The following is a 20,887-nucleotide window of genomic DNA, read 5'->3' on the forward strand; positions in this document are numbered from 1 at the left end:
GCACCGAGCGTGTCGGAGATCTTCGGCATCCCCATCCAGGCCTTCATGGGCCAGCTCATGCTGGGCCTGGTCAACGGCTCGTTCTACGCCATGCTGAGCCTGGGGCTGGCCGTCATCTTCGGCATGCTCAACATCATCAACTTCGCCCACGGCGCGCTGTACATGGCCGGGGCGATGCTGGCCTGGATGGGCCTCAATTACTTCGGCATCGGCTACTGGTGGTCGCTGCTGCTGGCGCCGCTGGGCGTCGGCATCGTAGGCGTGATCATCGAACGAAGCATGCTGCAGTGGCTGTACAAGCTCGACCATCTCTACGGCCTGCTGCTCACCTTCGGCCTGGCGCTGATCCTCGAGGGCCTGTTCCGCGACCTCTACGGCGTCTCCGGCCTGCCGTATTCGATCCCGGAGGAGTTCGCCGGCGCCTACAACCTCGGCTTCATGTTCCTGCCCAAGTACCGCGCCTGGGTCATCCTGGCCTCGCTGCTGGTGTGCTTCGCCACCTGGTTCGTCATCGAGAAGACGCCGCTCGGCGCCTACCTGCGCGCGGCGACGGAGAACCCCCAGCTCACCCAGGCCTTCGGCATCAACGTCCCGCTGATGGTGATGCTGACCTACGGCTTCGGCGTGGCGCTGGCCGGCTTCGCCGGCGTGCTGGCGGCGCCGGCCATGCAGGTGAGCCCGCTGATGGGCTCCAACCTGATCATCGTGGTGTTCGCGGTGGTGGTGATCGGCGGCATGGGCTCCATCCTGGGTTCCATCGTCACCGGCCTCGGCCTCGGCGTGATCGAGGGACTGACCAAGGTGTTCTATCCGGAGGCATCGTCGACGGTGGTGTTCATCATCATGGCCATCGTCCTGCTGGTGCGGCCGGCCGGACTGTTCGGGAGGGAGAAGTGAACCGCAAGCTCGTCGGCTACGGTATTCTCCTGGCGCTGATGCTGGTGGCGCCGGCCGTCGTCTATCCGGTGCTGGTGATGAAAGTGCTGTGCTTCGCCCTGTTCGCCTGCGCCTTCAACCTGCTGATCGGCTATACTGGGCTGCTCTCCTTCGGTCATGCCGTCTTCCTCGGCAGCGCCGGCTATGTCGCCGGGCACAGCATCAAGGTGTGGGGCTTTCCGCCGGAAATCGGCCTGGTCTTCGCCGCGCTGGCCGCCGCCGCCCTCGGCTGGGTCATCGGCAGCCTGGCCATCCGCCGCTCGGGCATCTATTTCGCCATGATCACCCTGGCGCTGGCGCAGATGATGTACTTCTTCTTCCTGCAGGCGCCGTTTACCGGCGGCGAGGACGGGCTGCAGGACGTGCCGCGCGGCAAGCTGCTCGGCGTGATCGACCTTGCCGACGACTTCAACCTCTACTACTTCGTGCTGGCGATCTTCGTCTTCGCCTTCTGGCTGATCCACCGCACCATCCATTCGCCCTTCGGGCAGGTGCTGAAGGCGATCCGCGAGAACGAGGCGCGTGCCATCTCGCTTGGCTATGACGTGGCCAAGTACAAGCTGCTGGCCTTCGTGCTCTCCGCCGGCCTGGCGGGGCTGGCCGGCGCCACCAAGACGCTGGTGTTCCGTTTCGCCACCCTGACCGACGCCCACTGGCACACCTCGGGCGAGGTGGTCCTGATGACGCTGCTGGGCGGCATGGGCACGGTGTTCGGTCCGGTGGTCGGCGCCGCCACCATCGTCACCCTGCAGAACGAACTGGCCGACAAGGTCGGCTCGCTCGTTACCGTCATCATGGGCGCGATCTTCGTCGTCTGCGTGCTGGCCTTCCGCCGCGGCATAGTCGGCGAGCTGGGCGCGCTCTACAAGCGGATGACCGGCACGCGCTAGCTAGCGCGCTATTCTGTCGGCGATCCAGCGCTTCATTTCACCCATGTCGGCATCGAACTTGCCGCAACTCATCAGGCTCAGGCCGAACACGTAGGCGTAGAGCAGCAGGCTGCGGCTGGAGGCCTCCCGCGGCGGCATGCCGCGCGCCTCGAAGCCCCGGCGGCCGAATTCCAGGCGGGCGGCGTCGACTTCCTCCACCACCGCGGCGGCGGCCGCGTCGCGCCGCGCCCAGTCGCGCATGGCCATCTCGATGTGCATGCCCTTGCGGTTGCGGTTGGCGCTGTAGACCTCGATGACGTGGTAGGCGCGCGGCAGTTCCTCGCCGGGCACGGCGCGCGTCTGTTTCTGGATGTCGCGGATGCGCCCTTCCTTCCAGGTCTCGAGCACGGCGTCGAGCAGGTCGCGGCGGTCCTTGAAGTGCCAGTAGAAGCTGCCCTTGGTGACCTTCAGGCGCTTGGCCAGCACCTCGACACGGATGCCGTCGAGGCCTTTCTCGGCGAGGATGTCCAGCGCCGCCTTGATCCAGGCGGCGCGGTCCAGCTGCTGTCGGTTCGGCTCGGGTTTGGCCATTGTCGTCGGGCGTATTGAAAAGACCGGAAGCTTGCGCTACGATAGCGCTTTCCATACGGTAGCGTATGGAGGAATTCTGCCGGCAACGGCCGGCCGTGTCAAACCTCCCGGCGCGGTGCCATAATCCGGCGGAGGAGAGGCGGGCCGCGCCGGGCGCGGCGTTCGCACTAACGCAAAGGAGAACAGGTTTGAAGATCCTCGTACCGGTCAAGCGCGTGGTTGACTACAACGTCAAGGTACGCGTCAAGGGCGACGGTTCCGGCGTGGACCTCGCCAACGTCAAGATGTCGATGAACCCCTTCGACGAGATTGCCGTCGAGGAAGCCGTCCGCCTCAAGGAAGCCGGCATCGCCACCGAGGTGGTCGCGGTGTCCTGCGGCGTCGCCGCCTGCCAGGAGACCCTGCGCACGGCGCTGGCCATCGGCGCCGACCGCGCCATCCTGGTCGAGACCGACGTCGAACTGCAGCCGCTCGCCGTGGCCAAGCTGATGAAGGCGGTGGCCGCGAAGGAGGGCCCGCAGGTCGTCATCTTCGGCAAGCAGGCCATCGACGACGATGCCAACCAGACCGGCCAGATGTTCGCTGCCCTGATGGGCTGGCCGCAGGCGACCTTCGCCTCGAAAGTCGTCATCGCCGACGGCAAGGCGACCGTGACGCGCGAGATCGACGGCGGTCTCGAGACCGTCGAGCTGAAGCTGCCGGCGGTGGTCACCACCGACCTGCGCCTGAACGAGCCGCGCTACGCCACGCTGCCGAACATCATGAAGGCCAAGAAGAAGCCGCTCGACACCCTGAAGCCGGGCGACCTCGGCGTCGACGTGGCGCCGCGCCTGACCACGCTGAAGGTGGTCGAGCCGCCCAAGCGCGCCGGCGGTACCAAGGTGGCCGACGTCAAGCAGCTGGTCGACAAACTCAAGAATGAAGCGAAGGTGATCTGATGAGCATCCTTGTCATTGCCGAACACGACAACGCGACGCTGAAGGCGGCGACGCTGAACACCCTCACTGCCGCGAAGAAGCTCGGCGGCGAGATCCATGTGCTGGTCGCCGGCCAAGGCTGCGCCGCCGCCGTGCAGGAAGCCGCGCAACTGGACGGCGTCGCCAAGGTAAGCGTCGCCGACGCCGCCCCCTACGCCGACCAACTGCCGGAGAACCTGGCCGCGCTGGTGCATGCCAACGCCGCCGGCTACACCCACATTCTGGCGCCGGCCTCTACCTTCGGCAAGAATCTGCTGCCGCGCGTGGCGGCGCTGCTCGACGTTGCGCAGATATCCGACATCGTCGCCGTCGAGTCCGCCGACACCTTCGTGCGCCCGATCTACGCCGGCAACGCGCTGGCGACGGTGAAGAGTGCCGACGCCGTCAAGGTCATCACCGTGCGCGGCACCGCCTTCGAGGCCTGCGGCAAGGGCGGCTCGGCCGCCGTCGAACCGCTAGCGGCGGGCGCCGACCTCGGCGTCTCGAAACTGGTCGGCCGCGAGCTTACCAAGAGCGCGCGGCCCGAGCTGGGTGCTGCCAAGATCATCGTCTCCGGCGGCCGCGGCATGGGCAACGGCGAGAACTACCGCAGCGTGCTCGAGCCGCTGGCCGACAAGCTCGGCGCGGCCCTCGGCGCCTCGCGCGCGGCGGTCGACGCCGGCTTCGTGCCGAACGACTACCAGGTCGGCCAGACCGGCAAGATCGTTGCCCCCGAGCTGTACATCGCCGTCGGCATCTCGGGCGCCATTCAGCACCTGGCCGGCATGAAGGACAGCAAGGTGATCGTCGCCATCAACAAGGACCCCGAAGCGCCGATCTTCCAGGTGGCCGATTACGGCCTGGTGGCCGACCTGTTCCAGGCCGTGCCGGAACTGGTGGCCGAACTGGGCTGATTCCGCGGCACGACAGCCATGAACTTTCCGGACGGACTCTTTCCGGAGACGTGGCAATGGGCGGCCTGGCTGCTCCTGCTGCCAGTCACACTCTGGGTCGTACGCAGGGCCCCCTGGAAACGCATCGATGGCGAAGGTTCCTCCCATGTCTGGTTCGGCGCCATCGTCGTGCTGAGCCTGCTGTGGAGCATGAAGGCCGGAGTCAAGCCCGGCCTCACCCTTCATCTGCTCGGCGCCACGGCGCTGACCCTGATGTTCGGCTTCCATCTGGCCTTTCTCGGCATGCTGGCGGTGCTGGCGGCGACCAGCATGAATGGCGCGGCCGGCTGGGCGGTCTACGGTCTGAATGCCGGCCTGACAGCGCTGCTGCCCTGCGCCGCGGCCTGGGCCGGCCTGCGCCTGGTCGAGCGATTTCTCCCCCGCAATATTTTCGTCTACCTGTTTGCCGGGGCCTTCGCCAACGCGGCCCTTGTCCTTGCCGTCACGGCGCTGGCAGCGACGGCTTCCCTCTGGGCCGCGTCGGTCTACGACAGCCGGACGCTGCTCGACGACTACCTGCCATATTTCCTGCTCGTCGGATTTTCCGAGGCATGGCTGACCGGAGCCTTTATTACCCTTTTCGTCGTGTATTTCCCAACCTGGGTGAGCACGTTCGATGACGATCGCTACCTGAAGGAGAAAACAACATGAGCACCTATTCCGCCCCCCTGCGCGACATGCAATTCGTCCTGCGCGAACTGGCCGGCATCGAGCAGGTCGGCAAGCTGCCCGGCTACGAGGAGGCCACGCCGGATACCGTCGATGCCATCCTCGAGGAGGCCGGCAAGTTCGCCGCCGGGGCGCTGTCGCCGATCAACGGCTCCGGCGACCACGAAGGGGCCAAGTGGCACGACAGCAAGGTCACCATGCCGGCGGGCTTCAAGGAGGCTTACAAGCAGTTCGTCGAGAACGGCTGGAACGGCATCGGCTGCGAACCGGAATACGGCGGGCAGGGCATGCCCAAGGTGGTGGTCGCCGCCGTGCAGGAAATGTGGAAGGCCTCCAATATGGCCTTCTCGCTGTGCCCGCTGCTGACCACCGGCGCCATCGAGGCGATCACGCTGAACGGATCGCCGGAGTTGAAGGCCACCTTCCTGCCGAAGATGATCGAGGGCAGTTGGACCGGCACCATGAACCTGACCGAGCCGCAGGCCGGCTCCGACCTGGCGCTGGTGCGCTCGCGCGCGGTGCCGCAGGGCGATGGCACGTACAAGGTCTTCGGCCAGAAGATCTTCATCACCTACGGTGAGCACGACATGACGGAAAACATCATCCATCTCGTGCTGGCGCGTACGCCGGACGCGCCCGAGGGGGTGAAGGGCATTTCGCTCTTCGTCGTGCCGAAGTTCATCCTCAACGCCGACGGTACGCCGGGCAAGCGCAACGACGCCCGCTGCGTCTCCATCGAGCACAAGCTCGGCATCCACGCCAGCCCGACCTGCGTCATGGCCTATGGCGACAACGGCGGCGCCGTCGGCTACCTCGTCGGCAAGGAGAACGAGGGCCTCAAGTACATGTTCGTCATGATGAACGCCGCCCGCTTCGCCGTCGGCCTCGAGGGGGTGGCCATCGCCGACCGCGCCTACCAGCGCGCTCTGGAATACGCGAAGGAGCGCATCCAGGGGCGCGACCTGGCCGACGGTTCGGGCCCGGTTCCGATCATCCGCCACCCCGACATCCGCCGCATGCTGATGCTGATGAAGTCTCAGGCCGAGGCGATGCGCGCGCTGGCTTACGTGGTCGCCGCGGCGCACGACGCCGCGGCGCGCCACCCGGACGCCGAGGAGCGCAAGCGCAACCAGGCTTTCGTCGACCTCATGATCCCGGTGGTGAAGGGCTGGAGCACCGAGGTCGGGATCGAGGTGGCCTCGCTCGGCGTGCAGATCCACGGCGGCATGGGCTTCATCGAAGAGACCGGCGCGGCACAGTACCTGCGCGACGCCCGCATCACCACCATCTACGAGGGCACCACCGGCATCCAGGCCAACGACCTCATCGGCCGCAAGATCGCCCGCGAGGGCGGGGCCACCATCAAGGCCGTCATCGGCATCATGAAGCAGGTCGAGGCGGAGCTCGCCAAGCAGTCGGGCGAGGAATTCGCCGCCATCCATGCTGGCTTCTCGCGCGGCGTGCAGGCGCTGGCCGAGGCGGCCACCCACGTCGCAACGAACTTCACCCAGGACATCAAGGGGGTGCACGTCGGCGCCGTGCCCTTCCTGCGCCTGATGGGCATCGTCAGCGGCGGCTGGCAGATGGCGCGTGCCGCACTGGTGGCGCAAAGGCAGCTTGCCTCAGGTGTCGGCGACGCCGGTTTCTACAAGGCGAAAATCAGCACAGCACGCTTCTTTGCCGACCATCTGCTGTCCCAGGCACCCGGCCTGGCCGACACAGTGGTCAAGGGCGGCGCCGGCGCGTTGGCCGTGCCGGAAGAGGCGCTGTAGGAAAACGGGCGTCCGCGGGAAGGCTACGCCGCTTCCGTTTCCTGTGCGTCGACGCGGAGGACGGTGCGATTGCGGCCGCCGTGCTTGGCTGAATAAAGGGCCAGGTCGGCCCTCAGCAGCAAGGCATCGATCCCCGTGTCGAAGCGCTGGTATTCCGTAACGCCAATGCTGACGGTGAGCGATATCCTGTGCTCGCCGTTGACGATATGGAGCGCCGCGATCTGCTCGCGAATTCGCTCGGCCACGATGACGGCGCGCGCGCCGTCGGTCTCGGGCAACAACACTCCGAATTCCTCGCCGCCCAGCCGTCCCACTAGGTCCTCGCCGCGGAGCAGTTGCGTGAGGACGCCGACGACCTTCTGAATCGCCTTGTCGCCAGCGGCATGCCCGTGGCTGTCGTTGATCGACTTGAAGTGGTCGATGTCCAGCATCATCACCGATAGCGGCCGCTGGTAGCGGTGGCTGCGTTCTATCTCGAGTTCCGCGCTGTCGAGGAAATGGCCGCGCGTGGCGACGCCGGTCAGCGCATCGGTTGTCGCCAGGCGGCGCAACTCGTCCTCAAGGCGCTTGCGCTGGGTGATGTCGACACCCATGCCGATCACGTGGGGACTGCCATCCATCTCGATGCATTCTCCCTTGATGTGGAAGGGGATGCGCCGGCCGTCCCTGGCGACGATGATCGCCTCGCATTCGGCGTGGCCCTGTGTGAAGGCTTCCTGCAGCTTGTGTCGCAGCGCAATCCGGCTGTTCGTGTCGAAGAGGCTGAACAGACTCAGGCTGGCCAGTTCCTCGCCGTCGTAGCCGGTGACGGTTTCCAGGTTGGTGTTCCAGAGTACATCCTGCCCTTCCTCGTCGACCAGGAAAAAAATGCCCGGCAGGGAATTGATCACCCGCCGCGTGAAGTCGCGTTCCCGCCGTATGCCGTGTTCGGCCGCTTCGCGCCGGTGGATTTCCTCGACCAGGGCGCTGTTCCTTCCGTCGAGTTCCCGTGTCCGCTCGATGACCCGCTCTTCGAGCTTCTGCTTCGATTGCTCCAGCGCCGCGAAACTCTCGCGCAGCCTTGCCGTCATGGCGTTGAAGGATTCCCCCAGCGAAGCAAGTTCGCGCGGCTGGGTGATTTCGATCGACTCGTCCAACCGGCCTGAGGCGATCGCCTCGGCGGCCTGCGACAGGCGGCTGACCGGCACGTCGATCCAGTGCGCAATGAGGATGGCGAGACCCAGTGCGGGCAACGTCAGCGCCAGCAGCAGAAACATGGTGGTGCTGTTGCCATCCTTCACGTGCCCGATCAGGCCGGATTCCGGGATGGCGACAACGACAAGCCATTCGATTCCCTCGTCGAAGCGGTAGGGGCGCGCCTCGACGTAATGCACATCCTTCTCGTCTTCGACGCGCATCTCCTGCCGCTCGAACGATGCCGGGGGGAAGGCCGTGGCTGTCCTGATGCGGCCGGCGATTTTGCGGACGACGGCGTCGCGGCTTTCGACTGCCGGGAGGCGGTCGAACAAGCTCTCGTCTCGAATCAGTGGCTCATCCAGGGACGAGGCGATCAGCAGGCCCTTGCGGTCGATGATGAATGCCCGCGCGCCTCTGGCGAGCGACAACTCCCGAAGGAGGCGGCTTGTCTTCTCCAGGTTCATGGTAGCGACATAGACGGCAGAGAATTCGCCGTGGGCATCGAATGCCGGGTGCGCCGCGGCGATCTGCAGCGTTTTCTCGCCCGAGTAATAGAAGGGATCGGTCCAAACCGTGCCTGGCGCGTTTTCCGCGCGCCTGTACCAGATCTGCTGGCGCGGATCGTAGTCCGGTACGCTGACGCTATAGCCGTGCGGCTCGCCATGGCGGGTTGCGGCGTAGGTGTTGAGGCCATAGCCCGTGGATAGGTCCGAGTGGCTGAGCATGACCTTGTCGTCCGGACGGCGCTCAACCGCCACGAAAACGCGCTCCGTCGTGCCGACGGCAATCTGGGTAGGCGTTTGGAAAGCCAGCAACTGATTGAACAGGCGCCTTTGCAAGCCTTTCAAATCCGATAGATCCCAGCCTTGCCGGGCGTTCAGTTCGACAACCCTCCGCACACCCGCCAGATGGGTGTTCAGATCGGCCGTGACATTGCCAATGACCTCGTGGCGGTATTTGTCGGCCAGGTCGTTTGCCGCCCGCTCGGTGTTGCTGAACGACAGCCAGCCTACCAGGCTGCCGGCGGCCAGCATCGGTAAGCTGAGGGCCAGGATCAATAGGGATCGGAAACGCGGCTTCACTCGAGGGGGTGCAATATCGATGGATTCATCCCTGTGATCTACGGATGTTGCGACGCAAACTTGAACTGGCCCGTGCGGCCCGCGGGATTCAGTTCGTCGGCAGCGGGAGACTCGATAAAATTTTCTGCGCCATCTTTTCGGGTGATCGTGAAAAAAACACGTGAAATCATTAAGGTGAGGCTGCCAGAAGCGATACTGTCGGGCATTTGAGACAGTTGCGCATTGAATTATCGCGTGCTATTGATTACGCAAAGCCGTGAAGTATTTCACGGCGGCTCCAGAGGTCTTTCGGCTCAAAGGCCTCAAGGAAACGATCCAGATGTCGCCAAGGCAAATGGATCATCGAATCTGATAAGGGCAAACCCATCGAAAGCTGGGGGCGCAAAACAACCGGTCTAAGGGACTTCCCGATGCAGGGAAGTTCTATGGCAGCGGAGTTGCCGGATAGGGGTCACAATGAGTCGTGCCTTTCTTTCTGTCAAAGCATCGCCGGGCGAACCTGTCCGGACTGCACCTCCGCGCCAGCCCCGCCTGACCTGTTCCCGCGCTTCCATCCCGGTGACGTTCGCCTGACGGCCGCTGCCATTTCGGCATCGGTCTGAATGCCCGTCGTCGCGCGGTTGCGCGGCACGGCTGTGAATGGAGGCTGGCATGGCTGCGAGTGCATTGAGCAATGTCGTCAATCTGAATGAGCGGCGTCAGCTGAGCGCGGCCGAATCAAGCCGCATGCTCAATGATTGCCGGGAACTGGCCATGAAGCGGCTGTCCGTATCCCTGCGCGAGATGCTGGCCGATGTCGAGGAAGACCTGTTCCAGATGGCAGAAGCCAGTTACGACCGCGAGATGCAGAAGCTCTATCTCGAGGTGCGCGGCAAGGCCAAGGAAAAGTGGCCGAAGATGGAAGCCGCCTTTTCGCGCCATTTCGTCGAAGTCTTCAATCACAAGATGCGCGGCGGGATGGACACCGCCGTCAAGGCGCTTTCCGTTTCGACCCAGGAGTTGCGCCTGGTCGAGGAGGACGACCTCGCCGAAAGCATTGCCATGCAGGAACTGGCGACCCGCCTGCGCGAGCAGAACGAGGATGAACTGTCCCTGCTCGGCGAGCGCGTCGCCATGCTGCTTGGACGGAATGAGCTGAAGGACGAGGAAAACCCCATCAGCCCGCAGGCGGTTTGTGACGCGCTGAAGCGTGCCTGTGACGAGATCGAAGGCAGCGTGAAGGTCAAGCTGGTGCTGCTCAGGCAGATCGAGCAGCACGTCTCCAGGGCGCTGCATGCCGTCTATGCCGACCTCAACAGCGAGATGGTGCGCTGGAACGTCCTGCCTGACCTGCGCTCCGCTTACCGCAAGCCGGTGAACGCGCCATCGGCTCCCCGGCCTGCAGCCAGGCAGGAATCGCCCGCTGCGCCCCCCCAGGGAGAGACGGCCGTCGGAGGCGACCTGCTGAGCGCCCTGAACCATCTCGTGCTCGTGCAAGCCGCCGGGCTGTCGCCTGGTGCGGCTGCACCGGCACCTGCCAGCGGAGGTCCGGCGGGTGGGACGGGCTTGCAGGCGGCGAGCATCAAGAGCGCGTTCATCGATTCCCTGACCGACATGCAGCGTCTGGACAGGCTTCTAAACGAGAAGGGGAACACGGACGGCCTGCCCGACCTTGGCCAGGCGCTCGGCACGATGAATGCCCTGCACCGCATCAAGGCGAACAGCCAGGCCCAGGGCGTCGGCCAGCTCGACGCCATCACCATCGACATCGTCGCCATGCTGTTCGATTTCATCTTCGACGACGCCAAGATCCCCGACGTGATCAAGGCGCTGGTGGGGCGGCTGCAGATTCCCGTGCTGAAGGTGGCACTCCTCGACAAGTCCTTTTTCTCAAGCAAGGCTCATCCTGCGCGCAGGTTGCTCGACGGCATTTCACGGGCGGCAGTGGCCTGGGGCGATACGGTCGACCAGGATGATCCGCTCTACCAGGAAATCGCCTTCATTGCCGAGCGCATCCAGGGCGATTTCGAGCGAGATGTGCAGGTCTTCACCGACGCCCTCAATTTGCTCAATGCCGTCATTTCAGAACGCGATGCGGCGGCGGAGGGAATCGCGGGGCGATCGGCGGAGCTGATGCGCAAGCGCGAAACCGAGGAAATTGCTTGGGTCGTCGCCGGTGAGGCGGTGTCCCGGCGCCTGTCGTCCGGCGTTCCGCAGGGCGTGCAACGCTTCCTGCTCGATCACTGGCAGCATGTGCTGAAGGAACTCTACATCCGCCACGGCGAGGATCACCATGCCTATCTGAGTGCGACCTCCATGATTGACGATCTCATCTGGAGCGTCGCACCAAAGACCAATAGCGACGAGCGCAAGCAGCTGGTGAACACCTTGCCCGGCCTGCTTCGCGCCCTGCATGCCGGGCTTGACGCGATCAACCTGCAGCAGGAGAAGCGGAGCCGGTTTTTCGACGAGCTGGTGGCGATGCACTCCGCGGCGGTCAAGGCGGGGCTGAATGGCGGGGAGCTTACTGCGGTCGCGACCGGGGCGCCAGCGCCGGCCGAGGTAGCGTCTTCGGCATCTCCGGCCGACCAGTACAGCGTCAATCCGGAGGGCGAACTGTTCATTACGCGCATCACCGAGAACGACGTTCAGATCGAGGAAGTAGCCCTGGTCGGCGCCAATCCGTCGGCTGTCGTTGCGGCTGATCTGTATATGCAGCAGGTGGCGGCGCTCGGGCGCGGCGACTGGGTGGAATTCAGACGGCACGAGGGAGAGGCGGTGCGGGCTCGCCTCTCCTGGATCAGTCCGCAGCGCGGAATCTACCTCTTCACCAACCCACGTTCGCCGCGGGCGACGTCGATATCGCAGGGGGCACTGGCCTACCAGTTCAGGACTGGCATGGCCCGCATCGTGACAGAAGAGCCGCTCTTCGAACGCGCCGTGAATGGCGTGCTCAACAGCCTGCAACTCGTCTGACCACGTGTCCGGGTAATCGGGGCCTTCGCCGCTCAGGGTTGGATGGCGGCGAAGCCGTTACATGTTTGGATACACGGGGCCTTCTCCGCCCTGCGGCACCACCCAGTTGATGTTCTGCGTCGGGTCCTTGATGTCGCAGGTCTTGCAATGCACGCAGTTCTGCGCGTTGATTTGCAGTCGGGGGTTCGCGCCGTCGGCGTCGCGCACGATTTCATACACGCCGGCCGGGCAGTAGCGCTGCTCGGGCGCGTCGTAGAGGGCGAGGTTGGTGCGGATCGGCACCGTCTCGTCCTTCAGTCGCAGGTGGCAGGGCTGGTTCTCCTCGTGGTTGGTGTTCGACAGGAACACCGATGAGAGGCGGTCGAAGGTGATGACGCCGTCCGGCTTCGGATAGGCGATCGGTGCGCAGTCGTCCGCCTTCTTCAGCTTCAGGTGGTCGGCCGTGAGGCGCAGCGTCCACGGTGCCTTGCCGCGGAACACCTGCTGGTCGATGCCGAACATCAGCGAGCCCAGCCACAGCCCCTTGCTCATCCACGGCTTGAAGTTGCGCGTGCGGTGCAGTTCCTCGAACAGCCAGGACTCGCGGAACTTCTCCGGATAGGCGGTCAGTTCGTCGCCGCTGCGGCCGGCGGCGAGCGCCTCGGCGAGGGCCTCCGCGGCCAGCATGCCGGTCTTCAGCGCGGCGTGCGAGCCCTTGATGCGCGCGGCGTTGAGGAAGCCGGCATCGTCGCCGATCAGCGCGCCACCCGGGAAGATCAGCTTCGGCAGCGCCTGCAGGCCGCCGGCGGTGAGGGCGCGCGCGCCGTAGGCGATGCGCTTGCCGCCATCGAGGAAGGGCTTTACCTGGGGGTGCAGCTTGTAGCGCTGGAACTCCTCGAACGGCGACAGGAAGGGATTGCTGTAGGCCAGCCCCACCACGTAGCCGATCGAGACCAGGTTGCCCTCGAGGTGGTAGACGAAGCCGCCGCCATAGGTGTCCGGCTGCATCGGCCAGCCGCCGGTGTGCATGACCAGGCCCTTGACGTGCTTCTCGGGGCGGATCTCCCACAGCTCCTTGATGCCGATGCCGTAGACCTGCGGGTCGGCGCCCTTGCGCAGGTCGAACTTCGCCTCGAGCTGCTTGCCGAGGTGGCCGCGGCAGCCCTCGGCAAAGAGGGTGTACTTACCGAGCAGTTCCATGCCGGGCTGGTAGGCGTCCGTCGGCTGGCCATCGCGGCCGACGCCCATGTCGCCGGTGGCGACGCCTCTCACCGAGCCGTCCTCATGGTAGAGCACCTCGGCCCCGGCGAAGCCCGGATAGATCTCCACGCCGAGCGCCTCGGCCTGCTGGGCCAGCCAGCGGCAGACGTTGCCCAGGCTGACGATGTAGTTGCCGTGATTGAGGAAGCAGCCCGGGAGCAGGGCGTTCGGCACCCTGAAGCCGCCCGTCTCGGAAAGAATGAGGAAACGGTCCTCTGACACTGGCGTGTCGAGCGGAGCGCCCTTGTCTTTCCAGTCGGGGATCAGCTCGTCAAGTGCGCGCGGGTCCATCACCGCGCCGGAGAGGATGTGCGCGCCGACCTCGGCACCTTTCTCGATCAGGCAGACGTTGATGTCGGTGTTGAGCTGCTTCAGACGGATCGCCGCGGCCAGCCCGGCCGGGCCGCCGCCGACGAGGACGACATCGAATTCCATGGATTCGCGTTGCATGCTGTTTCCTTTATTGCGTGGCCTCTGACGGGATCGTTGTTCTTGTGCAGGCCATGAAGACCGGGCGCCATTATAATTCGATTTGATCCGCTCATTTCCCGAAAACGATGGAACACAAGCGCACGCTGATATACACCACGACCCTGCCCATCCGCTGGGGCGACATGGACGCCATGAACCATGTCAACAACACCGTCTATTTCCGCTACATGGAACAGGCGCGCATCGAATGGCTGGAGTCGCTCGGCTACGCCACCGGCCAGCACACCGAGGAGGGGCCGGTGATCGTCAACGCCAGTTGCACTTTCCTGGTGCCGCTGACCTACCCCGGCCAGGTCGAGGTGCGCATGTTCATCGGCCAGCCGGGACGCAGCAGCCTGCCGACGCATTACGAACTGCGACCCGCGGGCGAGGACAAGCTGTATGCCCACGGCGATGCCAAGATGGTCTGGATCAATCCCGCCAGCGGACGCTCCATCCCGCTGCCCGAAAAGATGAATCGACTTGCCGAAGCGTGACGACATGACCGAGAGAACGCCCCTCTGGAAGCCCTCGCGGCAGCGCATCGCCGCCGCCAACCTGACTGCCTTCATGCGCTCCGCCACGCGGCGCTGGGGCGCCGAATTCGCAGGCTACGAGGCGCTGCACCGCTGGTCGGTGACGCATCCCGGGCAATTTTGGACCACCCTGTGGGATTTCGCCGGCGTGGTGGCGGAGAAGCGCGGCGAACGCGTCCTGGTCGATGCCAACAAGATGCCGGGCGCGAAATGGTTTCCCGACGCCCGCCTGAACTTTGCCGAGAACCTGCTGCGCAGCCACGATTCCGGCGACGCGCTCGTCTTCTGGGGCGAAGACAAGGTCAAGGGCCGCGCCAGCCACGCCGAGCTGTACCGCGCCGTGGCGCAGACGGCCGCCGCCCTGCGCGCCATGGGCGTGCGCAAGGGCGACCGCGTCGCCGCCTACCTGCCCAACATCCCGGCCACCGTGGTGACGATGCTGGCCACGGCCTCGATCGGCGCCATCTTCTCTTCCGCTTCGCCCGACTTCGGCGTGCAGGGCGTGCTCGACCGCTTCGGCCAGATTGCGCCCAAGGTGCTGTTCGCCTGCGACGGTTATTATTACAACGGCAAGGTGCTCGATTGTCTCGGCAAGGTGGCCGAGATTGCCGGGCGCTTGACGACGCTGGAACGCGTCGTCGTCGTGCCCTATGCCGGCGGCAGCGGCGATGTCGCCGCCGTGAAGCATGGCGTGACGCTGGCGGAGTTCCTCGCGCCGCATGCCGCCACGAAGGATATCCGCTTCGAGCGCCTGCCCTTCGACCATCCGCTCTACATCATGTATTCCTCCGGCACCACCGGCGTGCCGAAGTGCATCGTGCACAGCGCAGGCGGCACCCTGCTGCAGCACCTCAAGGAGCATAAGCTGCACGGCGACGTGAAGCCGGGCGACCGCGTCTTCTACTTCACCACCTGCGGCTGGATGATGTGGAACTGGCTCATTTCCGGCCTCGCCTCGGGCGCGACGCTGCTGCTCTACGACGGCTCGCCCTTCGTCGGTCGCGGCAACATCCTCTTCGACTACGCCGAGGCGGAAGGCATGACGCACTTCGGCACTTCGGCCAAGTTCATCGATGCCATCGCCAAGATCAACCTGGCGCCGGTGAAGACGCACAATCTCGACAAGCTGCGCGCCATCTTCTCCACCGGCAGCCCGCTGGTGGCGGAGGCCTTCGACTACGTGTACGCCAGCATCAAGCGCGATGTGCAACTCGCCTCGATTTCCGGCGGCACCGACATCATCTCCTGCTTCGTCCTTGGCAACCCGATCGGCCCGGTGTGGCGCGGCGAGATCCAGTGCCGTGGCCTCGGCATGGCGGTCGAGGTCCTCGACGAGGAAGGCCGTCCCGTGCGGAGGACCAAGGGCGAACTGGTCTGCCTCAAGCCCTTCCCCTCGATGCCGATCGGCTTCTGGAACGACGTGCACGGCAAGAAATACCGCGCCGCCTACTTCGAGAAATATCCCAACCTCTGGTGCCACGGCGACTTCATCGAGGAGACCGCCCACGGCGGCTTCGTCATCTACGGCCGCTCGGATGCCACCCTCAACCCCGGCGGCGTGCGCATCGGCACCGCCGAGATCTACCGCCAGGTCGAGAAACTGCAGGAGGTGCTCGAGTCCCTCGTCATCGGCCAGGACTGGGAGAAGGACACCCGCGTCGTGCTCTTCGTCAAGCTGCGCGAGGGGCTGACGCTCGACGACGCGCTGGCAAAACGCATCAAGGACGTCATCCGCGAGAACACCACGCCGCGCCACGTGCCGGCGAAGATCCTCCAGGTCGGCGATATCCCGCGCACCAAGAGCAACAAGATCGTCGAACTGGCCGTGCGCAACATCGTGCATGGCGAGCCGGTGAAGAACATCGAGGCCCTCGCCAACCCCGAGGCGCTCGACTGGTTCCGCAACCGCCCGGAGCTGGCATGCTGATCGAGCGCGACCAGTCCGCCCTGCTGGTGGTGGACATCCAGGAGCGCCTGCTGCCGCACATTCACGAGGGGCAGGCGGTGCTCGACAACGCCGTCTGGCTGGTGAAGGTGGCGCAGCGCCTCGGCGTGCCGGTGATGGTCTCGGAGCAGTACCCGAAGGGCATCGGCCCCACCGTCGCCGTCCTGCGGGGACTGACTTCTCCCGGGAGCGTCGCCGAGAAGCTGCATTTCTCCTGCGTCGCGGCGAAGTGCCTGGAGCGCCTGCCGGGCGCCGACCGGCCCCAGGTGGTGGTGGCCGGCACCGAGTCCCACGTCTGCGTGCTGCAGACCGTGCTCGACCTGCGCGGGCGGGGGCGCGAGGTCTTCGTCGTCGCCGATGCCGTCGGTTCGCGCAAGCCATCCGACAAGGAGCTGGCCCTGGCGCGCATGCGCAGCCACGGCATCCACATCGTCTCCCGCGAGATGGTCGCTTTCGAGTGGCTGAAGCAGGCCGGGACCGACGAATTCCGCGAGATCAGCCGGGAATTCCTCAAGTAGTTTCTCAAGTTGTTTTTTTCCGCGATCCCGCCCGTTTCCGTTGAGCGGCGGGAAAGTTTCGGCTATCATTTGGCTTTCCTGCAGATGCCCTGCAAATGACCAAGTACGTCTTCGTTACAGGCGGTGTCGTGTCCTCTCTGGGCAAGGGCATCGCCGCCGCCTCGCTCGGCGCCATCCTCGAATCCCGCGGCATCAAGGTCACCCACCTCAAGCTCGACCCGTACATCAACGTCGATCCGGGAACGATGAGCCCGTTCCAGCACGGCGAGGTGTTCGTCACCGAGGACGGGGCGGAGACCGACCTCGACCTGGGCCACTACGAGCGCTTCACGCGCGCCAAGATGGGCAAGCGCAACAACTTCACCACCGGCCAGATCTACGAGTCGGTGATCAAGAAGGAGCGCCGCGGCGACTACCTCGGCCGCACCGTGCAGGTCATCCCGCACATCACCGACGAGATCAAGCTGCACATCAAGAACGGCGCCCAGGGCGCCGACGTCGCCATCGTCGAGGTSGGCGGYACKGTSGGCGACATYGAGTCGCTKCCCTTCCTSGARGCGATCCGCCAGATGGGCATCGAGGAGGGCCGCCAGAACACCTGCTTCATCCACCTCACGCTGCTGCCCTACATCGCCACCGCCGGCGAGCTGAAAACCAAGCCGACGCAGCACTCCGTCAAGGAGCTGCGCGAGATCGGCATCCAGCCCGACGTGCTGCTGTGCCGCGCCGACCGCCCGGTGCCAGACGACGAGCGGCGCAAGATCGCCCTGTTCACCAACGTCGCGCACGAGGCGGTGATCTCGGTGGTGGACTCCGACAGCATCTACAAGATCCCGGCCATGCTGCACGACCAGATGCTCGACGAGATCGTCTGCCACAAGCTGAACATCCTGGCGCGCGCCGCCGACCTCTCGGTGTGGAACAAACTGATCGACGCCCTGGAGCACCCCGAGCGCAGCGTGAACATCGCCTTCGTCGGCAAGTACGTCGACCTCACCGAGTCCTACAAGTCGCTGTCGGAGGCTCTCATTCACGCCGGCATCCATACGCGCAGCAAGATCGCCATCCACTACCTCGATTCGGAGGCCATCGAGCGCGACGGCACGGATGCGCTGGCCGGCATGGACGCCATCCTCGTGCCGGGCGGCTTCGGCAAGCGCGGCGTCGAGGGCAAGATCGCCGCCATCCGCTACGCCCGCGAGAACAAGGTGCCGTATCTGGGCATCTGCCTCGGCATGCAGCTCGCCGTCATCGAGTTCGCCCGCGATGTGGCCGGCATGGAGGGCGCCCACAGCACCGAATTCGATCCCGACACGCCGCACCCGGTCATCGCCCTCATCACCGAGTGGCTTGACCGCGAGGGCCGGGTGGAGAAGCGCGACGCCGACGCCGACCTTGGCGGCACCATGCGCCTGGGCGGTCAGGCTTGCGCGCTGGCGGCCGATTCGCTGGCGCGCAAGGTGTACGGCGCCGACACCATCGTCGAGCGGCACCGCCACCGCTACGAGGTGAACAACATCTACCTGAACCGCCTGCAGCAGGCCGGCCTCAAGGTGAGCGGCAAGTCCGAGGACGGCCGCCTGTGCGAGATGGTCGAGTTGCCCGACCACCCCTGGTTCATCGGCTGCCAGTTCCATCCCGAATTCACGTCTTCGCCGCGCGCCGGGCACCCGCTGTTCACCGCCTTCGTGCGCGCCGCCTTGGCTCACCAGGAAAGCGGCAAGGGCGCGCCGGTGACGCCGATCCGGCAGGCCGCGTCGTGAAGCTCTGTGGATTCGATGCCGGCCTCCAGCACCCGCTGTTCCTGATCGCCGGCCCCTGCGTCATCGAGTCGCGCGAACTGGCCGTTGAAGTTGCCGGCCGGCTCAAGGAAGTCTGCGCCGCGCTGGGCATCCCCTTCATCTTCAAGTCCTCCTACGACAAGGCCAACCGCAGCTCGGGCAGGTCCTATCGCGGCCTGGGCATGGAGAAGGGCCTGGAGATTCTCGCCGACGTGAAGAAGACCGTCGGCGTGCCGGTGCTGACGGACGTGCATGACCAGTCCGAGATCGCCGCCGTCGCCGCCGTGGTTGACGTGCTGCAGACGCCGGCCTTCCTCTGCCGCCAGACCGATTTCATCCAGGCCGTTGCCGCCTCGGGCAAACCGGCCAACATCAAGAAGGGCCAGTTCCTCGCCCCGCACGACATGCAGCACGTCGTCGCCAAGGCGAAAGAGGCAATAAGGGAAAAAGCGGGCGGCGCCGAAGCAAATACAGATACGATTCTTGTCTGCGAGCGCGGCGCCTCCTTCGGCTACAACAACCTCGTTTCCGACATGCGCAGCCTCGCCATCCTGCGCGAGACCGGCTGCCCGGTGGTCTACGACGCTACCCACTCCGTGCAGCTGCCGGGCGGGCAGGGCGCCTCCTCGGGAGGACAGCGCGAGTTCGTGCCGGTGCTGGCGCGCGCGGCGGTGGCCGTCGGCGTCGCCGGCCTGTTCATGGAAACCCATCCGCACCCGGAAAAGGCGCTCTCCGACGGGCCGAATTCCTGGCCGCTGGCGAAGATGCAGGACCTGCTCGCCACGCTGCGCGACATCGACGCGCTGGTGAAGCAGCGCGGCTTCATGGAGAGCGGACTATGAGCAAGGCCTACATCATCGCCCAGGCGACCGTGACGAATCCCGAGCAGTACGAGGGCTACAAGGCGCTCGCCGGCGCCGCCGTGTCGCAATACGGCGGCAAATACGTTGTGCGCGGCGGCGCCACGCATCTCCTCGAGGGCGACTGGGCACCGCCGCGCCTGGTGATCCTCGAGTTCGAATCCGTCGAGCAGGCGAAGCGCTTCTACGATTCGCCGGAATACCGCGCCGCGCGCGAACAGCGCCAGGACGCGGCACAGATGAACATGCTTGTTGTCGAAGGTCTTTAGAGGGAGCAAGAAAAATGAGTGCAATCGTTGATGTCGTCGCCCGCGAGATACTGGACTCGCGCGGCAACCCCACCGTCGAGGCCGACGTCCTGCTGGAATCGGGCATCATGGGCCGCGCCGCCGTGCCCTCGGGCGCCTCCACCGGCTCGCGCGAGGCGATAGAACTGCGCGACGGCGACGCCGGCCGCTACCTCGGCAAGGGCGTGTTGCAGGCCGTCGAGAACGTTAACACCGAGATATCGGAAGCCATCATCGGCCTCGACGCCGAGGAGCAGGCCTTCATCGACAAGACCCTGATCGAGCTCGACGGCACCGACAACAAGTCTCGCCTCGGCGCCAACGCCATGCTGGCCGTCTCCATGGCGGTGGCCAAGGCAGCGGCGGAGGAGGCCGGCCTGCCGCTCTATCGCTACTTCGGCGGCATGGGCCCGATGCAGATGCCGGTGCCGATGATGAACGTCATCAACGGCGGCGCCCACGCCAACAACAGCCTGGACATCCAGGAATGCATGATCATGCCGGTCGGCGCGCAGAGCTTCCGCGAGGCGCTGCGCTGCGGCGCGGAAGTCTTTCATGCCCTGAAGAAGCTCATCGACAAGCGCGGCTTCCCGACCTCGGTCGGCGACGAGGGCGGCTTCGCCCCCAACGTTTCCGGCACCGAGGAGGCCCTCAACCTGATCCTGGAGGCCGTATCCAACGCCGGCTACGAGCCCGGGCAGGACGTGCTGCTGGCGCTCGACTGCGCCGCCTCCGAGTTCTACAAGGACGGCAAGTACGAGCTCGCCGGCGAAAAGCTCACGCTGGGCGCCGGCCAGTTCGTCGATTACCTGGCGACGCTGGCCGACAAGTTCCCCATCGTCAGCATCGAGGACGGCATGGCGGAGAGCGACTGGGAGGGCTGGAAACTGCTCACCGACCGTCTGGGCCGCAAGATCCAGATCGTCGGCGACGACCTCTTCGTCACCAACACCAAGATCCTGCGCGAGGGTATCGCCCAGGGCATCGCCAACTCGATCCTCATCAAGATCAACCAGATCGGCACGCTCACCGAGACCTTCGCCGCCGTCGAGCTGGCCAAGCGCTCCGGCTACACCTCGGTCATCTCGCATCGTTCGGGCGAGACGGAGGATTCCACCATTGCCGACATCGCGGTGGGCCTCAATGCGCTGCAGATCAAGACCGGCTCGCTCTCGCGCTCCGACCGCATCGCCAAATACAACCAGCTCCTGCGCATCGAGGAGGATCTCGGCGATACCGTGAGCTACCCCGGCCGCAACGCTTTCTACAACCTGCGGAAGTAATCGCAACG

General features: G+C 65.4%; 18 protein-coding genes and 1 riboswitch. Of the genes, 14 read left to right on the forward strand and 4 right to left on the reverse strand.

Annotation, left to right across the window (positions count from 1 at the left end):
• Positions 1-9 precede the first annotated feature (9 nt).
• Together ROZ00_03805 and ROZ00_03810 are read left to right on the forward strand one after the other, a co-directional pair.
• Positions 10-897: a branched-chain amino acid ABC transporter permease gene (locus ROZ00_03805; protein MDT3735335.1), complete on the forward strand. Its 888-nt coding sequence runs from the start codon at positions 10-12 to the stop codon at positions 895-897.
• Complete coding sequence (locus ROZ00_03810) at positions 894-1,826, forward strand: branched-chain amino acid ABC transporter permease (protein MDT3735336.1); 933 nt, start codon at positions 894-896, stop codon at positions 1,824-1,826. The genes ROZ00_03805 and ROZ00_03810 overlap by 4 nt, the downstream gene beginning before the upstream one ends.
• Here the strand turns inward: ROZ00_03810 and ROZ00_03815 are convergent, their stop codons facing one another.
• Positions 1,827-2,396, reverse strand: a complete 570-nt coding sequence (locus ROZ00_03815) for a TetR/AcrR family transcriptional regulator (GenBank protein MDT3735337.1) — start codon at positions 2,394-2,396, stop codon at positions 1,827-1,829.
• A gap of 188 nt (positions 2,397-2,584) precedes the next feature.
• Here ROZ00_03815 and ROZ00_03820 point away from each other — a divergent pair, with 188 nt between their 5' ends.
• The 4 genes from ROZ00_03820 to ROZ00_03835 are packed head-to-tail and all read left to right on the forward strand — an operon-like array spanning position 2,585 to position 6,746.
• Positions 2,585-3,334, forward strand: coding sequence for an electron transfer flavoprotein subunit beta/FixA family protein (locus ROZ00_03820; protein MDT3735338.1), 750 nt, complete (start codon positions 2,585-2,587; stop codon positions 3,332-3,334).
• Entirely contained in the window at positions 3,334-4,266 is a 933-nt protein-coding gene (locus ROZ00_03825) for an FAD-binding protein (protein ID MDT3735339.1), read from the forward strand. The genes ROZ00_03820 and ROZ00_03825 overlap by 1 nt, the downstream gene beginning before the upstream one ends.
• An 18-nt stretch (positions 4,267-4,284) precedes the next feature.
• A complete protein-coding gene (locus tag ROZ00_03830; GenBank protein ID MDT3735340.1) occupies positions 4,285-4,956 on the forward strand; it encodes an energy-coupling factor ABC transporter permease in 672 nt (223 codons plus the stop codon).
• On the forward strand, positions 4,953-6,746 hold the full coding sequence (locus ROZ00_03835; protein MDT3735341.1) for an acyl-CoA dehydrogenase: 1,794 nt from the start codon (positions 4,953-4,955) through the stop codon (positions 6,744-6,746). Before ROZ00_03830 ends, ROZ00_03835 begins: the two co-directional genes overlap by 4 nt.
• 23 nt (positions 6,747-6,769) lie before the next feature.
• Here the strand turns inward: ROZ00_03835 and ROZ00_03840 are convergent, their stop codons facing one another.
• Positions 6,770-8,980, reverse strand: a complete 2,211-nt coding sequence (locus tag ROZ00_03840) for a diguanylate cyclase (GenBank protein MDT3735342.1) — start codon at positions 8,978-8,980, stop codon at positions 6,770-6,772.
• Between the two features lie 62 nt (positions 8,981-9,042).
• Positions 9,043-9,210: a hypothetical protein gene (locus tag ROZ00_03845; GenBank protein ID MDT3735343.1), complete on the reverse strand. Its 168-nt coding sequence runs from the start codon at positions 9,208-9,210 to the stop codon at positions 9,043-9,045.
• A gap of 140 nt (positions 9,211-9,350) precedes the next feature.
• Positions 9,351-9,449: riboswitch (cyclic di-GMP riboswitch) on the forward strand.
• A 206-nt stretch (positions 9,450-9,655) separates the two neighbouring features.
• Between ROZ00_03845 and ROZ00_03850 the strand changes: the two genes are divergently transcribed.
• Complete coding sequence (locus ROZ00_03850) at positions 9,656-11,959, forward strand: DUF1631 domain-containing protein (GenBank protein MDT3735344.1); 2,304 nt, start codon at positions 9,656-9,658, stop codon at positions 11,957-11,959.
• 57 nt (positions 11,960-12,016) lie between these two features.
• Here ROZ00_03850 and ROZ00_03855 read toward each other — a convergent pair whose 3' ends face one another.
• Positions 12,017-13,648 carry an electron transfer flavoprotein-ubiquinone oxidoreductase gene (locus ROZ00_03855; GenBank protein MDT3735345.1) on the reverse strand — a complete coding sequence of 544 codons (1,632 nt, stop codon included), beginning with the start codon at positions 13,646-13,648 and terminating at the stop codon, positions 12,017-12,019.
• Between the two features lie 107 nt (positions 13,649-13,755).
• Between ROZ00_03855 and ROZ00_03860 the strand changes: the two genes are divergently transcribed.
• The 7 genes from ROZ00_03860 (at position 13,756) to eno (ending at position 20,879) form a co-directional block, all read left to right on the forward strand.
• Positions 13,756-14,166: an acyl-CoA thioesterase gene (locus ROZ00_03860; GenBank protein ID MDT3735346.1), complete on the forward strand. Its 411-nt coding sequence runs from the start codon at positions 13,756-13,758 to the stop codon at positions 14,164-14,166.
• A gap of 4 nt (positions 14,167-14,170) precedes the next feature.
• Complete coding sequence (locus tag ROZ00_03865) at positions 14,171-16,132, forward strand: acetoacetate--CoA ligase (GenBank protein MDT3735347.1); 1,962 nt, start codon at positions 14,171-14,173, stop codon at positions 16,130-16,132.
• Complete coding sequence (locus ROZ00_03870; GenBank protein ID MDT3735348.1) at positions 16,126-16,668, forward strand: hydrolase; 543 nt, start codon at positions 16,126-16,128, stop codon at positions 16,666-16,668. The genes ROZ00_03865 and ROZ00_03870 overlap by 7 nt, the downstream gene beginning before the upstream one ends.
• Positions 16,669-16,763: 95 nt before the next feature.
• Positions 16,764-18,431: a CTP synthase gene (locus ROZ00_03875; GenBank protein MDT3735349.1), complete on the forward strand. Its 1,668-nt coding sequence runs from the start codon at positions 16,764-16,766 to the stop codon at positions 18,429-18,431.
• On the forward strand, positions 18,428-19,291 hold the full coding sequence (gene kdsA / locus ROZ00_03880) for a 3-deoxy-8-phosphooctulonate synthase (GenBank protein MDT3735350.1): 864 nt from the start codon (positions 18,428-18,430) through the stop codon (positions 19,289-19,291). The genes ROZ00_03875 and kdsA overlap by 4 nt, the downstream gene beginning before the upstream one ends.
• Positions 19,288-19,578: a DUF1330 domain-containing protein gene (locus ROZ00_03885; GenBank protein MDT3735351.1), complete on the forward strand. Its 291-nt coding sequence runs from the start codon at positions 19,288-19,290 to the stop codon at positions 19,576-19,578. The genes kdsA and ROZ00_03885 overlap by 4 nt, the downstream gene beginning before the upstream one ends.
• A 14-nt stretch (positions 19,579-19,592) precedes the next feature.
• A complete protein-coding gene (gene eno / locus ROZ00_03890; protein MDT3735352.1) occupies positions 19,593-20,879 on the forward strand; it encodes a phosphopyruvate hydratase in 1,287 nt (428 codons plus the stop codon).
• Positions 20,880-20,887: the final 8 nt, after the last annotated feature.

Source organism: Denitratisoma sp., from assembly GCA_032027165.1.
In the GTDB taxonomy this organism is placed as follows: Bacteria; Pseudomonadota; Gammaproteobacteria; order Burkholderiales; family Rhodocyclaceae; genus Desulfobacillus.